The sequence below is a fragment of the Vibrio parahaemolyticus genome, from assembly GCF_900460535.1.
In the GTDB taxonomy this organism is placed as follows: Bacteria; Pseudomonadota; Gammaproteobacteria; order Enterobacterales; family Vibrionaceae; genus Vibrio; species Vibrio parahaemolyticus.
Window position 1 is genome coordinate 440551 of sequence record NZ_UHIL01000001.1, and the last position, 14729, is coordinate 455279.

A 14729-nucleotide genomic window follows, 5' to 3' on the forward strand; every position below is an offset into this window, starting at 1 on the left:
TTATGAGTGCTCTTCTATCCCTTTTAGAGTCTTGTTCAAAGCTCCCGCGTTACCGGCAACAAACGCGGTTGTTTTTTTACTGATAGCAAAACGGAGGTTATCGTCACGGAGTAGCGAGGTGATGAACAAAGAAAGCTGCTGGCTGTTCTCGATGAGCATGATTGCATCTTGGTGGCGCATTGCTCTCACGATTTCTGTGAAGTTATAGTAACTTGAACCGATAACAACAGGTATGCCTAAAGCTGCTGGCTCTAAAACGTTGTGCCCACCGACCTTATTTCCAACTAGGCTACCACCCATAAAGCAGATGTCTGCTGCACCAATCAATACGAGCATTTCACCCATTGTATCGCCTAGGTAAATCTGAGTTGTGTTTTCTGCAGGTTGCTTTTCTGTGCGACGGACAGTTTCAAAGCCTTGTTTTTTACAAAGAGCGAAAACATCGTCAAATCGTTCCGGATGCCGAGGAACTAAAATGAGTAGAGCATTGGGATGAGATTCTAAAATCTGTTTATGTGCCTCTAATATCTGTTCATCCTCGCCTTTATGCGTACTCGCTGCAATCCATATTGGGCGGTCTTTTCCAAGTTGCGCTCGAAGTGCTTTGCTTTGTTGCTTCACGTGATCTGAAATTTGAATATCAAATTTAATTGAGCCCGTGACCGATAGCTTCTCTTTATTGACGCCTAAGCGTTCAAATCGCTCTGCATCAGAATCCGTTTGACAAAGTACTTGTGTCAAGCATGGATGAAGTTGGTTAAAAAGCCATTGGACTTTTGCGTAATTTTGACAGGATTTTTCTGATAGCCTAGCGTTAACTACGGTGATCGGAATATTGGCTTGTTTGACGACGTTGAGCGTATTTGGCCACAGTTCTGTCTCTATAATCAGCATTTTCTTTGGCTGTATTGCCTCTAGGAAGCTTTTTACAGCAAAGCCAAAGTCTATTGGCATATAGCGGTGTTCAACTAAATCACCCAACTTGGCTATTTGTTCCGCACCAGTGCTCGTGGTTGTTGTGACAACGATAGGTTGCTCTGGATATTGCTGTTTGAGTTCCTTGATTAGAGGTGTTGCCGCGATGCTTTCGCCTACAGAAACAGCATGAATCCAAATTGGACGCTGATGCGTTTTTAACTGTGGGGTTATTCCAAAGTGTTCTTTCCATCGCCCACCAAATTTGGGTTTATTGGGCTTGCTTTTATATAAGCCCAATAAAAGAAATGGTGAGGCAAGCGCTAACAGTGCCGTATAAATAATTCGAATTAACATGAACTAGTCGCAATGGCTTCGAGCTTCTGGATGCTATCTAGGACTTGTTTTGGCGATAGCTCAGTCAAGCATTTCAAATGTTGGTATTGGCACTCACGCTTGAAACATGGCCGGCAGCCGATATCGGTATGAACCATTTCAACTTTTTCAGCCAGTGGTGGAGTGTACTTTGGTGATGTTGAGCCATAAACAGCAACGACATTACAACCTACAGCGGCTGCTACATGCATTAAGCCTGAGTCATTTGCGACCACCGTTTTACATGCAGCAAGAAGATCGACCGCTTCAATTAAACTGGTTTGCCCTGCTAGAACATGAATGTGTTCATGGAACTGTGTTGGAATAAGTGCACGGATATTGTTACAAGTCTCTAGGTCTTTTTGAGAGCCAAACAGCCATACTTGATGGCCGGTTTTGCACATCTGTGCAGCAACTTCGGCATAGTGTGTTTCCGGCCACTTTTTCGCTGGGCCAAATTCTGCACCAGGACATAGACCAACAGCTGGTCGTTTTTGATCTAAATTGAATTTATTGATGGTTGTTTGCTGTTCTTCTTTATTGATCGACAGGCTAGGGCGAGGCAGTGTATCCAATCCGCCAAGAGAGGATGAATCAACCATTTCTGATTTAGAGTAAGCGAGAGCCACATAACGCTCAACCATGTATTGGAAGGATTTCATATTTGGACGCAGGTCATTCAGAAGGCCGTAGCGCATCTCTCCTTTCCATCCTGTACGCAGAGGTATGTTCGCAAACCAAGGAATCAGCGCTGATTTCGCTGATTTTGGCAGAATATAAGCGTGGTCGTATTGCTTTTCACGTAATGATTTACCAATCTCTCTACGGCCTAATAAATTAAACTCACCATGGCCTATCGGCATCTCGATTGCTTGGTGAATTTCTGGCATACGCTCAAGAATAGGCTTACACCAGCCGGGTGCAATAACATCAATTTGGCTTTCCGGGTGCAGTTGCTTTAGTGTGATGTAAAGAGATTGGGACATCACCATATCACCAACCCATGCTGGGCCAATAATTAGAATTTTTTTCATTTTTCAACTTGCCAGTCAGTGTTGTATCTCGGCTTAAAGAGATTGTAATAATTGTTGCCGTCTTCTTGTGAATGCAATAGCTGTAGCACCCACATATATTGTTCTGGTTTATCACCGACGAAGTATTCAATGGCTTCGTTACAGGTGCGGGCGTCTTGTTCTTCACCTTTGTCTAAATCAAATGCAGGCAAAATTTCGATATCGAATGTGCCATCTTCGGTGTTCATTGAAGCGAACAGAGGTAATACTTTGGAACGTGATAGTTTAGCAATTTTACCCAATCCAGGGAGCGTTGCTTTACGTGTGGCGAAAAAGTCGACAAATACGCTGTGTTCAGGGCCATGATCTTGATCGGGTAGGTAATACCCAATGTAGCCGTCTCGAATAGATTTTAGAAAAGGCTTAATTCCACCAGATCGCTCGTAAACTCGGCCGCCATACTGAACTCTTTGCTTGTGCATTAACCAGTCAGCCACATCATTCTTTTGTTTTTTTGCCATCGCAGAGACAGGCATCCCCATTGAAGCCAGCAAAATAGCAGGAACATCGATAGCCCACGAGTGAGGCACCATCAAAATCACATTTTCATTGTTATCAATGTGCTGGCGTAGTACGTCCAATCCTCGAATTTGGCAGCGACTCTGAAGCCATTGAGGAGAACGCAAACTCAGCAACCCAAAACGAAAAAAGAACATGGCTGCTGTGTAGAGCGTTTTTTCAATTAAGGCTTCGCGTTCCTGAAACGTCTTTCCAGGGAAGCATAATTCAAAGTTGACTCGAGCCCTGTGAGCTGGCCCTTTATGAGATTTAGATAACTTTTTAGCTATTGTTTTGGCTAGCCACTTTTGGGCGCTAAGAGGCATTAAGGCTAGCGGCAAAAAGAGTATTACACCTAACCAAGTTCCCCAATACTTAGGCGACAAAAAATGACGCTCAAATTCAGGGTTATATGCTTTGGAGTCGTAGTCGTCACGTTTTGCTGTCATGGCGTGTCTAGTTACCTATCCGTCTTGATTTACTCGTATGAGAGCAAGGTGATAAAAATAAGATAGTAGAGATGATACAGGCTATTGGAATGGAGTAAAGGTGGCAACAAGTGATGCTACCACCTAAATGATGCTTAACTGTTTTGGATAGTTAAGTATTCGGCAACGCCTTCTGCAACCGTCTTGAACTCAACATCGCAACCGGCAGCGCGTAGCTTGGTAAGGTCTGCTTGCGTGAACTCTTGATAGGCACCTTTTAGATGTTCTGGGAAAGGAATAGTTTCAATCTCGCCTTTTCCATGATGGGTAATGACCGCTTTTGCTACTTCTTCAAAAGATTCTGCACGACCAGTACCACAGTTGAAGATGCCAGAAACACCATTTTCAAGGAACCACAAGTTTACTTTACATACATCACCAACGTAAACGAAATCACGCTTAAAAGACTCGCTACCTGCAAACAGTTTTGGATTTTCACCTGCGTTTAGTTGGTTGTTCAGATGGAACGCAACAGATGCCATGCTGCCTTTGTGATCTTCACGTGGGCCATATACGTTGAAGTAACGGAAGCCGGTGATTTGAGAAAGGGTTTCACCATGTTCTTCAGCGTCTTGCCATAGACGACGAACGTAGTTATCAAACTGCTGTTTCGAGTAACCGTATACATTTAGTGCGCCTTCGTATTCGCGTTCTTCAACGAAAGTATCTGTATCGCCGTAAGTGGCTGCGGAAGAGGCGTATAGGAATGGAATTTCACGATCTAAACAGTAATGAAGCAGCTCTTTAGAGTACTCGTAATTGTTTAGCATCATGTATTTACCATCCCACTCTGTCGTTGCAGAGCAAGCGCCTTCGTGGAAAATTGCCTCAATCGGACCAAAATCATCGCCCGCCATAATTTGGGTCAGAAAGTCGTCACGATCCATGTAATCTGTGATGTCCAGATCAACTAAGTTCTTAAACTTTTTGCCATTTTTTAGGTTGTCGACAACCAAGATATCGTTAATACCAGCTTCGTTTAGTGCTTTAACAATGTTGCTGCCGATCATGCCAGCGCCACCAGTTACGATGATCATAGAACTTCCACCATAGATTAAAATTTTCTCAGGAATTCTAGCAAGAAACAGAAATTAGCGCTATTGGAAGGAAAAGAAAGGTATAGAGTGCAGGGAGGTAAGAACAAACAAAAGGGAGCCGAAGCTCCCTTTAATAGTGTTGTTATTCAGCGTTTGACGCGTTTGGTCTTTGGTACCAAGGGTTACGTTCATCAGTAAGTTCAATCAAGCTGTACTTGCGACCTAGCTTCTGACCGCCATCACGAGTCAGTGGCTGCCAGCTAAAGAATGCGCGGTTGTTGCTTGGTTTCACCGTCATAATGTCGAATGGAATCGAAATGTAGAAGCCTTTAGTAAAGCTACCTTCACCAAATTCGTCAGCAGACAAGTCACTGATTGATGCAAATGCACCAGCAATGACACCACTCTTGAACTGTTTAGACACATTCACTTGTGTACCGATATCTCCCGCTAGGAACTGACCAACATCAACTTGAATCATCAAATCTTGTAGAAAATCCCATTGAGGGTAGTAATAACCCGACACAAAACCAGTAAAGCCCTTATCTACAACTTGGAACGGACGCCCATATTCTGGAACGTATTGCCATTTCTCATCGTATACACCGAAGTAGCTTTGCGGGTCACGTTGAGAGATCAAGTTAACATCTGCACCGATTGCCCAGTTTGCGCCTTTCGGTCGGTACAAGAATTCGGTACCCACACCCGCGAACATACTTTCTAGATAACCAGCGTAGAACTGCTGGTCCATGGTATCTGAGTACTCTTGGAACCAAGTTAACTGTAGGTTGGACATGGTTACCGCGTGTTCATTTTGATAAGCGCGGAACATGGTACGTACACGAGGAATCGAAGTGCCGTCCGGTGGGGTGACGTAGTTAAACTTGTCGTAGTTGTTGTACCAATCCCAGTATAGTGATCCACCAATTTCTAGGTTATCTGTCAGCCAGTAAGAGGCGCTGCCACTTAAACCAACACTGAACAGATAGAACTCTTCTGGGTTGCCTAAGGTTTGAGCTAGTTTTGGTGAGAAGCCCCAATCAAAGCGCTCAAAACCGTCGTAAGCAAGTTTACCTTGTGGTTTATCGCTTGAGGTTGATGTTGCATCTTCGATATTTGGATTGATGTAGTTAACTTCTGCAAAGTCACGGTATTTCTCTTTGGAGATAACCGTTTGATCGCCGATCAAACCACGACTGCGTTCATTGATCGTAAAGGTATCAATGTTGTCTGGCATTTCGTTGTAAAGGACTGCCGCTGCTTTTTCATGAGCTTCATTGCGATCACGATACTTTTTCTGCTCGCCGACAACCGAAACGGTATTGTCTTCAACATAGAGTTGGGTATTTTGGTAGCCAGCAATCTTATCTAGCTCCTCAGTAACACGTTCCCAATCTACATCAGACAGTTGCTCTGGTTGCTTGTCTTCAACTTCTGGCGTTGGTGTGTCACGCCAGAAAGATGGCATATCATTGAAGTTTGTGTAAAGGCTTACGCCTGCAACTAACGTATCACCGCGCTCATAGCTCAAGCGTAAATCTGCCATATGTCCTAAACGATACAGAACACCAAAGTTCCAAGGTGTATGAGGCGTCATGTCTACACCACCACGTACCACAGGGAAATCTTCGCTGTAATTGTTGCTGTCGTATTCAAGCTTAAATCGCAGTGGTGCGTGCAAAGTTTGATACTCGACACCACCAAAGAGTGCAGCAGGACCTTTGAACCAACGTTCAAAATCCACACTACCGCCATTACCTTTAAAGTCTGAAGGGCGTTCACAGAAACTATCGGACAGCTTACAAGCTGGGTTGCTGAAGTTGTCGCGCGTACCTAAGTAGCCCCAGCCCATACCTAAAGTGAAATCAAAGGTACCAAGGTTTGGGTTAGAGTAACGTTTTGTCGCAGCAACAAACTCACCATCAAAAAGACCGGTACCAGCAAAGTCGCGAACACCAACAGACAACTCTGGTAAGTACTCTGACTCTTGCAAAAGTCGAACTTTAAAATCGATACCTTTGTCGGTGTATTTGGTATCACCGGAGAAGCTTGGGTCATCACTATAAAAAAGATCATTCACCATGGTATAGCGGATGGTCGTTTCTAACCAGGGCATGACTTGCAGTGTGACATTGTAAAAAAGGTACTCATCGCTGCCGGTAACAGCAAAATTAAACTCGCCTTCAGGTGCCATACGACCTGTGGGCATCTGCATTAAGCCGACACCACCAAAGTCCATTTGTGATGGTTGCAATGGCGGCACTTCGAAAGGAATATCTTGAGCCAACACCAACGCTGGACCCATTAAAGAAAGGGATAAACTGGTTCTGATCAGGTTCATGTTTAGTTCTTCGATGAGGTTGGTTTACGTTGTGCAAGCAAAGCGACAATGTCTTTATCCATTAGTGATGTTTCGAACTTATCAAATGGAATGTACACAATGGTAAGTGGCGGCAAGTAATATTGAGTGGTTAACCAACTGCCATGGTGAGGATGAACGACCTTGCCATCCGGGTAAATTAGAATTGGCGGATAGGCGAGCTCACCAATGTCACCTGAACGTAGATTATCGACCTGTTCATGCAGAGCGATACCCGCTTGGTTTTCTACTGCGTAGACTTTTTCCAAGTTACCCACATACAATACTTTTTCTTCACGTTTTGGTGCACTTAACGCAAGTTGACCTTGTAAAAGAGGGTTATCAAATTTATCCAGACGGATGCGATCAACATCAATGTCTGACAGCACGCGAGGTGCAAACTGGCTTTGTTGGATAAACTTGTAAAATGGGTGCGCAACTAAATTATGTTGAATCATTTGGTTCAGCACCGAATTCTTTAAGGCAGTACTTTCTTGCACTGCTGTTTCGGAATTATCAAATAGAGTCACAGCTAAAGGGTATTGCAGGGCGATTTGTTGTTCTTGTGCATGCTGAAGTACGCTCTCTAAACGTGCCGCTTGTTGGAACTGCAATGCTTTGCCCGTTCCGACAAGTTCAACATTAAGCGGTGAAGAGGGGTGATTTTGAGCTTGAACAGTAGTAGATGTCGCCAGAATCGTTGCCGTTAAACTTAGGCTTAATAAAGATAGCAGTCGCTTATTCATGATTTGCTGTACCCTTTCAAAATCGTCAATTCAACAGGCACCATATTGGGGCCTAAATGTTGACGTGTTTTTACAACTTCTCCTTTACCGTTTACCCAGTATTGGTTCTCTACACTTTTTTCTAAGCTGGTAAACGTTACAACCTCTGTATAAACATCAGTAGAGGTAGATGAAATAGGGGTTATGACGGTTTCTTTACCTTGACGAGAACGTTGGACTTTAGCTGGGAACCCATAGCGGTATTTGTCAGCCCAATCGTAAGAAAGAGAATATTGTGCAGAGGGCGCTGAGTAGGCAGGAACGTTGCCATAAATGCCTGCTAGATTGGTGGTTTGCAAGCCAATAGTTTTAACGATATGACCGTTTTCTGTTACCACCATTGCCTTGTCCGCACTTACCCACTTTAATTGGGTATTGCCAGTTAATGGGTTTTGCTCAGCAAAGGCCAACACTACGAAGACCTGTTTTTGGTCACCAATTTTTAAGTAAGCACTGGCATAAGGAACCGCTTCAACTTCTTCTGGCGTTAGCTCGACATCGATGTAGTTGCCATAAGCTTCTTGGACTGTCGCTGATACGTCATTAAATTTTTGTGTACAGCCAAAGATTGAACTCATTAAAGGTAGGGCAATAAATAAGCGCATCCATTTTTGCGATAGAAAGGTGTTCATCATTCCCTCATAACAAATAAAATCGCCCTGAGTACTCAGGGCGATGATTTTACTTAGGACTCAACTAGGTTATTGTGGATTAGAACCTGAACCTGAGCCTGAAGTAGAAGTAGAAGTAGAATCGCTGTCTGACGCTGCAACTGCTACTACAGTTACTGCTGCTGCTGCACCTACTGCTACTGCAGTTGTGCCAGTTGCAGATGCTGCTGCAGTACCAGTAGTACCTGCTTCAGTCGCTGCAAATGCAGTTGATGCGCTTAGAGCCATAAGAATAGCTAGAGCTGTGTTCTTCATTATTAATCCTTGTATTTCAGATTTTAAAACATCGATGTTTGGTCTGTTTATAACATACCACCTCTCATTCTAGTTAAAAAACAATCAGCATGTAAATAGTTTCCTATGCGAATTTACCTAGCCTTAAAGAAAGATCGTGGAAGAATAGAGGGTTGCTTAAGTGTGATTATCGTATTTAATAAAAATGCGTATTCTACTACTTAAGCTGAAGTCACCTCAGAGTTCACGCAAACGTTCACGATTTTTATTCAACGCGACTCTTTGTATGTCTTGTTTTAAGTCGCTGACAGCCAATGGGGTTCTCATCTGTGAGAATTTGCTAACCATAAACAGAACTCTTCTAAGTCCCTCCCTCTTGCCGTTTTGCGCTAATCCATGCATAATTTGCCAGCTTTTGTGTAGCGTTTATCAAGACTGTTTTTTTGAACGACTAGTCGCAAAAGTGAGGCTTAAAAAGAATAGTTATATCAATAAACCGAATGAATCGGGAATCAGCGAACAGTGGCTAACGCGTAATGCCGCCGGGCGGTAGCGTGGAAACGCACAAACGAAATTGACAAAAGTTAACAGGCATTCACTGCGCGCGTCATTCATAATGTGCAGCGGTCAGTCGACACCCAAGGAACACTTACGTGATTAATAAACGACCATGGCTAGAGGCGTTGAGTGCAATCAGCTTAGGCTTGTGCTCATTTTCTGCCTCAGCAGATTTTTATGCTGGTGCGTTAGTCAGTTACTCTAACGCCGAATTTCATCATTCCTCTTCTTCAGTAACCGAGGGAAACCCTTTCCTTCTTCAAGCGCAAGCTGGTTACTTTTTCAATGATTACCTCGCTTTTGAAGCGCGTTACGGAACCTCTGTACAACGAGACAGCGGACTGGCAGTAGACAGCCTCGCGAGTGGGTTTATCAAGTTGAACATGCCTGTCTCCGAACGTATCGCACTTTACGGACTTGCCGGTTATTCGAGCGTTCAGATCGACCAACAGAATGTAGGCTCAAATAAAGATCAAGGTTTTAGCTTTGGTTTAGGTATGCATTACGCTTTAGACAAGCAGAATGCGGTTGTCTTTGAGTTTGTTGACAGTACATCTGAAGATCAGGTTCGCTTGAACGCACTTACTCTTGGCTTTCAACACCGATTTTAATTAAAGACCTAGCGCCTAGTTTTGTGGCTAGGATTTTTAACTCCTGACTTTAAATAGCGAATTATCATGCTCAAAGGATATTTCTCGATAGGTGCTTGCATTCTGGCAAGCCTATTTGCGCCGCTTACCAATGCGCAGACTCCAACCCCAGAACAAATTCAGATGTTTCAGAACTTACCTGCTGACCAGCAACAAGCACTGGCGAGTAAGTATGGTATCTCTATTCCATCCGGCGCTTCGTCTCAGCCAAGCAGTTACCAAAATCCTCAAGTGGTTGAACAACGTCCAGTTGCTAGCAGCGCGACTGAAGCAAAAGTAAACGACGCCGAAAAAGACGAGCAAGGTCTAAAGCGTTTTGGTTTAGATTTGTTTGCAGGTTCACCTACGACGTTTGCACCAATCAGTGATGTGCCTGTTCCGGCTGACTATACGGTAGGAGCTGGTGATGAAATCGTTATCCAACTGTTTGGTAAAGAGAACACGACGCATCGCCTTCGTGTTAATCGCGCTGGTATCATTAATTTCCCTTCTCTTGGTCCTGTTCAAGTTGCCGGCATGACATTCTCTGATGTGCGTGATTCTTTAAATCAGCGTGTAAAAGAGCAAATGATCGGGGTTCGCAGTGATATTTCGTTGGGCGAAATGCGCACCATGCAAGTGTTTGTGATGGGTGATGCGTACAAGCCTGGCGCTTACACGGTGAGCGCCCTAACTACGATCTCTCAAGCTATTTATTACAGTGGTGGCTTTAGCGAGAGTGGCGCCCTTCGTAACGTGCAACTTAAGCGCAATGGTCAGGTAATTCGTAAACTGGATATGTACGACCTTTTACTAAAAGGTGATGCGCGTAACGACATCCGCTTGTTACCAGGAGACGTGGTCTTCATCGGCGCGTTGGGTAACACGATTTCGATTGATGGTGAAGTAAACCGTCCTGCAATCTATGAAATCAAACCAGGTGAAACCTATAAGCAAGCCATTCAAATGGCTGGCGGTTTTACGGCTAACGCTTATAGCGATCAAATCGAAGTGAAGCGTTATGCAGCTAAAGGTGCTCGCGATGCATTAACACTGAACTTTAGCCAGTCACATGACCAACAAACCAAAGTTAAAGATGGTGATGTGGTTAATGTGCTTAAGAAAAATGAAGAGCTGACACGTTACGTACAAATTGAAGGTGATGTTCGTCATCCGGGCTATATTGAATGGAAGAGCGGTCTACGTATTGCAGATTTATTCCAATCCGTTGATACCGCATTTAATTCTACTGCAGATGTAAGCTATGCCGTTGTTGTGCGTGAGATTAATCCTCAACGCGATATTGAGGTTTACCAAGTTAACCTTGCTAATGCGATTCTTTCTCCAACGAGTAAAGATAACTTGAAGCTGAATTCTCGCGATCGAGTCTTGGTGTTTAACCGCTTCAATAATGAAGATTTAGATACGTTAGCGGATCAAGAAACCGTTTCCAAAGCGAAAACCTTAGAGCAAGCTCAACTTCAAGCACAGCAAGAGCAATTGAAAGAGCAAGAAGTCATGAGCTCATCAGTGGCGGTGTCTTCTGCCACTCCAATAGAAAAAGATTCAAAGCAACCAAAGATCGTGTTCCGTGGTAAAGAAATCACTAAAGACGATTTTGAAGCATTAAAGCAAAATACGCGCCGTACGTTGCTTGCTCCTGTGCTGCTGCAACTTCAACAGCAATCTCGTTTAGGTTTGGCTCCGCAAATTGCCGAAGTTTTTGGTGAGGTAAAACACCCAGGCCGTTACCCAATTACCCCACGTATGACGATTTCTACCTTAATCGAGGCAGCTGGTGGCTTAACTTATAACGCATTTACCATCAACGCCGAGTTAGCACGTACGGTAATTAGTAGTAAAGATGAGCGTGCTTCTATTGATGTTGAGCGTATTGATTTGCGCCAAGCCATCAAAGGAAGTACCACTGATGATGCAGTTATTGTTGGTCGCGATCGCCTAAACATTCTTGAGAAGCCAAACGTCAAATTGCAAAGTACAGTAACATTGCAAGGTGAGGTTCGCTTCCCTGGTACTTACACCGTTCGTCAGGGTGAAACCTTAGGTGAGCTATTGAAGCGTGCTGGTGGATTAACCGAATTCGCACATCCGCAAGGAGCTATCTTTACTCGTGAGGCTTTGCGCCTGCAAGAGCAAAAGCTACTAAACCAATACGCGGCAGATATGCGCGCAGAAACCGCGAAGAAAACCTTCCGTGCAGACAGTAATATGGGCTCGGTGATCTCTGACCCAGATAAAACCCTAAAGTTTGTTGAAGAAGCAAGCCGCAGCAAAGCTCTTGGTCGTATGGTCGTACAGCTTAATCGTATCCTTAAAGACGAGCGTTCTGCGGACTTTATGTTAGAAGATGGTGACTTCCTATTTGTACCGACCTTCCGCAACACGGTTTCGATCATGGGGGAAGTTCAAGTTCCAATTACATATCTACTGGATAACAAACTAGATGTGGATGATTACTTGAACAAAGCCGGCGGCGCGAAAAAACAAGCAGATGAAGATCGTATCTTCGTTGTACGCGCAGACGGCTCGGTTTACAAACCTACGTCAGGATATTGGTTCGGTAATAACCATGAAGAGCTAAAAGCTGGCGATACGATTGTTGTACCAATTGATACTGACTACCGTGATGCACTAAGCACCTGGACGGCTGCAACACAGATCCTTTACCAAACTGGTGTAGCGATCAACGCGTTGAAGTAAGGAACGACAATGTCATTCCAATCAGCTTAAACAGGATTAGAAATTTAACTTTAGCAAGAGCTTATATAATGATTGGAGTTACATAAGCTCGGCTTTTTTAATATTAATAATCTAGTTCGGTATCCCGTCATTCCAGCGAGCCGAAGCGAGACTAGGAATCTTGTCACAGCGCGGTTGTGTTTTGAAAGTCGGAGAACAATCTGCCAAATTTCACCAATCTCTGAGTCCAATATAAAGAACCTTAGAGCTTAGGATTAAAGACCAATGGAACTTAAAAAAGAACAGAATACTGATTACTTGTCATATCCTCTTCAATCTAATCAAACTAATGATGAAATCGATCTTCTTGAGTTAATGAAAGCAATATGGAAAGGAAAGTGGATTATTTTTATATCAACTACCATATTTGCCATTGGTTCAGTAATCTACGCATTGAGCCTTCCAAATATTTACAAAGCTGATGCATTGCTTGCTCCTGCAGAGAGCTCTAAGGGGGGAAGTTTATCCCAAATGGCTGGACAGCTTGGTGGTTTAGCTGCTTTAGCTGGAGTTAATTTGGGAGGATCAGAGTTTTCTCAGACTGAATTAGCCGTTCAAGTAATGCAATCGCGTCAATTTGTTGAAGAATTTGTCGATAAGCACGATTTACTTGTACCTTTAATGGCAGTGAAAGCGTGGGATCTAACTAACAATAAATTGATTTTGAATGACGGTTTGTATAACTCTAAAACAGATAGTTGGTTAAGAGCTCCCGAGGGGCTCAGAGGTGCAAGACCTTCGGCGCAGGAGGCTTTTGAGTTATTCAATAAAGAAATCTTGAATGTGAGCAAAAATAAGGAAAGTGGCTTATATACTGTTTCTGTAAAGTACTATTCGCCTTATATGGCACAACAATGGGTCAATTGGCTTATTGAAGATATCAATAAAGTTATGAGGCAGAGAGCTATATCAGAGGCTTCACAAAACCTGAATTATCTAAATGCTCAGCTAGAGAAGACGGCAGTGGCAGATATGAAAAGTACTTTCTATAAGCTCATAGAGGAACAAACGAAAAGCCTGATGCTAGCTGAAGCACAGGAAGAATTTATATTTAAGGTAGTGGATCCTGCTGTTGTACCTGAGTTAAAAGATAGTCCCAAACGAGCTTTAATATGTATTCTGGGAACAGTTTTCGGCTTTGTCGTTGGTATAGGGATTATTTTAGTTATATATGGTTTTAGAAAAGAAAAAAATATTAACATCAATAGTAACAATTAAATTTAATTAGATTGATATAATATTTCGTATAAAAACAAACATTATGTATCTCATGTAATAATCATTCATGAGATTGATTTTATAAAGATAAAATAAAGTTGAAAATATCTATGTTGAATAATAAAAGTGTATTAATAACAGGTGGTACTGGTTCATTTGGTAAGCAATTTATCAAAACGATCTTAGGGCGTTACAAGGATGTTAAGAAAATCATCATATATTCTCGTGATGAATTGAAGCAGTTTGAAATAAAACAACAGTATCCTCAAAAAGAATACCCACAGCTTCGATTTTTTATCGGAGATGTCCGTGACCAGCAGCGAATGATTCAAGCTTGTGAAGGTGTTGATGTTATTATCCATGCTGCTGCAATTAAACAAGTTGATACTGCTGAATATAATCCGACTGAATGTATTCGCACAAATGTTAACGGTGCGGAGAACGTTATTCATGCTGCGTTGCAGTGCGGGGTAAAAGATGTCGTTGCCTTATCAACAGATAAGGCTTGTGCACCAATTAACTTGTATGGCGCTACCAAACTTGCATCGGATAAACTTTTCACGGCAGCAAACAACATTAAAGGTTCGAAAGATATTCGTTTTAGTGTTGTTCGCTACGGTAATGTAATGGGTTCTCGTGGCTCTGTTATCCCATTCTTTTTGAAGAAGCGCGAAGAGGGCGTTTTACCAATTACTCATGAAGAAATGACACGCTTTAACATCTCATTGCAAGATGGCGTGAATATGGTTATGTATGCACTAGAGAACCATTTGGGCGGAGAGATCTTTGTCCCAAAAATTCCTTCATATAAGATTTTGGATATTGCTGAAGCTGTTGCGCCTAATTGCGAAACCAAAGTTGTTGGTATTCGCCCAGGTGAAAAATTACATGAAGAAATGATCACCGATACAGATTCTTTAAATACGATTGATCTTGGAAAATATTATGCAATTCTACCTTCAGTATCGTTTACCTACTCAGAAGAAGAGTATATGAAACACCATAAGGCAGATAAAGTACCTTTCGGCTTCAAATATAACTCAGGGACAAACACTCAATGGGAAAGTGTTGATAAGCTGAGAGAGTTAATTAAAGAACATGTTGACTCATCTTTTGATGTGAATTAAAT

12 protein-coding genes are annotated in these 14729 nt (G+C 42.8%); 4 read left to right on the forward strand and 8 right to left on the reverse strand.

Translation table 11 applies throughout. The features are described 5' to 3' along the window. The 8 genes from waaA to DYB02_RS02360 form a co-directional block, all read right to left on the reverse strand. Positions 1 to 1272, reverse strand: coding sequence for a lipid IV(A) 3-deoxy-D-manno-octulosonic acid transferase (gene waaA / locus DYB02_RS02325; RefSeq protein WP_029804592.1), 1272 nt, complete (start codon positions 1270 to 1272; stop codon positions 1 to 3). After that, positions 1266 to 2324 carry a lipopolysaccharide heptosyltransferase II gene (waaF, locus tag DYB02_RS02330; RefSeq protein WP_029804591.1) on the reverse strand — a complete coding sequence of 353 codons (1059 nt, stop codon included), beginning with the start codon at positions 2322 to 2324 and terminating at the stop codon, positions 1266 to 1268. Before waaF ends, waaA begins: the two co-directional genes overlap by 7 nt. Next, a complete protein-coding gene (gene lpxM / locus DYB02_RS02335; RefSeq protein ID WP_005466232.1) occupies positions 2321 to 3310 on the reverse strand; it encodes a lauroyl-Kdo(2)-lipid IV(A) myristoyltransferase in 990 nt (329 codons plus the stop codon). Before lpxM ends, waaF begins: the two co-directional genes overlap by 4 nt. A gap of 134 nt (positions 3311 to 3444) precedes the next feature. After that, positions 3445 to 4386 (reverse strand): ADP-glyceromanno-heptose 6-epimerase, encoded by a 942-nt coding sequence (gene rfaD, locus DYB02_RS02340; protein WP_015296139.1) that lies wholly within the window; start codon positions 4384 to 4386, stop codon positions 3445 to 3447. Between the two features lie 142 nt (positions 4387 to 4528). Next, entirely contained in the window at positions 4529 to 6727 is a 2199-nt protein-coding gene (locus DYB02_RS02345) for a YjbH domain-containing protein (protein WP_029804590.1), read from the reverse strand. A 2-nt stretch (positions 6728 to 6729) separates the two neighbouring features. Further along, positions 6730 to 7491 carry a capsule biosynthesis GfcC family protein gene (locus tag DYB02_RS02350; protein WP_029804588.1) on the reverse strand — a complete coding sequence of 254 codons (762 nt, stop codon included), beginning with the start codon at positions 7489 to 7491 and terminating at the stop codon, positions 6730 to 6732. Continuing rightward, positions 7488 to 8162, reverse strand: a complete 675-nt coding sequence (locus tag DYB02_RS02355; RefSeq protein ID WP_029804587.1) for a YjbF family lipoprotein — start codon at positions 8160 to 8162, stop codon at positions 7488 to 7490. Before DYB02_RS02355 ends, DYB02_RS02350 begins: the two co-directional genes overlap by 4 nt. Positions 8163 to 8231: 69 nt before the next feature. Further along, positions 8232 to 8456, reverse strand: coding sequence for a hypothetical protein (locus DYB02_RS02360; protein ID WP_005496860.1), 225 nt, complete (start codon positions 8454 to 8456; stop codon positions 8232 to 8234). A gap of 632 nt (positions 8457 to 9088) precedes the next feature. Between DYB02_RS02360 and DYB02_RS02365 the strand changes: the two genes are divergently transcribed. The 4 genes from DYB02_RS02365 (at position 9089) to pseB (ending at position 14727) form a co-directional block, all read left to right on the forward strand. Further along, a complete protein-coding gene (locus tag DYB02_RS02365) occupies positions 9089 to 9604 on the forward strand; it encodes a porin family protein (protein WP_029803640.1) in 516 nt (171 codons plus the stop codon). Positions 9605 to 9670: 66 nt separating this feature from the next. Further along, positions 9671 to 12343: an SLBB domain-containing protein gene (locus DYB02_RS02370; protein ID WP_029803641.1), complete on the forward strand. Its 2673-nt coding sequence runs from the start codon at positions 9671 to 9673 to the stop codon at positions 12341 to 12343. A 264-nt stretch (positions 12344 to 12607) separates the two neighbouring features. Beyond that, on the forward strand, positions 12608 to 13600 hold the full coding sequence (locus tag DYB02_RS02375; RefSeq protein ID WP_029803642.1) for a Wzz/FepE/Etk N-terminal domain-containing protein: 993 nt from the start codon (positions 12608 to 12610) through the stop codon (positions 13598 to 13600). Positions 13601 to 13710: 110 nt separating this feature from the next. Beyond that, entirely contained in the window at positions 13711 to 14727 is a 1017-nt protein-coding gene (pseB, locus tag DYB02_RS02380; RefSeq protein WP_029846550.1) for a UDP-N-acetylglucosamine 4,6-dehydratase (inverting), read from the forward strand. Positions 14728 to 14729: the final 2 nt, after the last annotated feature.

Excerpts from the sequence above, each read along its gene's own strand:
- DYB02_RS02360 (WP_005496860.1), bottom strand. The coding sequence starts at position 8,456 with ATGAAGAACACAGCTCTAGCTATTCTTATGGCTCTAAGCGCATCAACT.
- waaF (WP_029804591.1), bottom strand. The coding sequence starts at position 2,324 with ATGAAAAAAATTCTAATTATTGGCCCAGCATGGGTTGGTGATATGGTG.
- waaA (WP_029804592.1), bottom strand. The coding sequence starts at position 1,272 with ATGTTAATTCGAATTATTTATACGGCACTGTTAGCGCTTGCCTCACCA.
- DYB02_RS02345 (WP_029804590.1), bottom strand. The coding sequence starts at position 6,727 with ATGAACCTGATCAGAACCAGTTTATCCCTTTCTTTAATGGGTCCAGCG.
- DYB02_RS02355 (WP_029804587.1), bottom strand. The coding sequence starts at position 8,162 with ATGAACACCTTTCTATCGCAAAAATGGATGCGCTTATTTATTGCCCTA.
- rfaD (WP_015296139.1), bottom strand. The coding sequence starts at position 4,386 with ATGATCATCGTAACTGGTGGCGCTGGCATGATCGGCAGCAACATTGTT.
- DYB02_RS02350 (WP_029804588.1), bottom strand. The coding sequence starts at position 7,491 with ATGAATAAGCGACTGCTATCTTTATTAAGCCTAAGTTTAACGGCAACG.
- pseB (WP_029846550.1), top strand. The coding sequence starts at position 13,711 with ATGTTGAATAATAAAAGTGTATTAATAACAGGTGGTACTGGTTCATTT.
- DYB02_RS02375 (WP_029803642.1), top strand. The coding sequence starts at position 12,608 with ATGGAACTTAAAAAAGAACAGAATACTGATTACTTGTCATATCCTCTT.
- lpxM (WP_005466232.1), bottom strand. The coding sequence starts at position 3,310 with ATGACAGCAAAACGTGACGACTACGACTCCAAAGCATATAACCCTGAA.
- DYB02_RS02370 (WP_029803641.1), top strand. The coding sequence starts at position 9,671 with ATGCTCAAAGGATATTTCTCGATAGGTGCTTGCATTCTGGCAAGCCTA.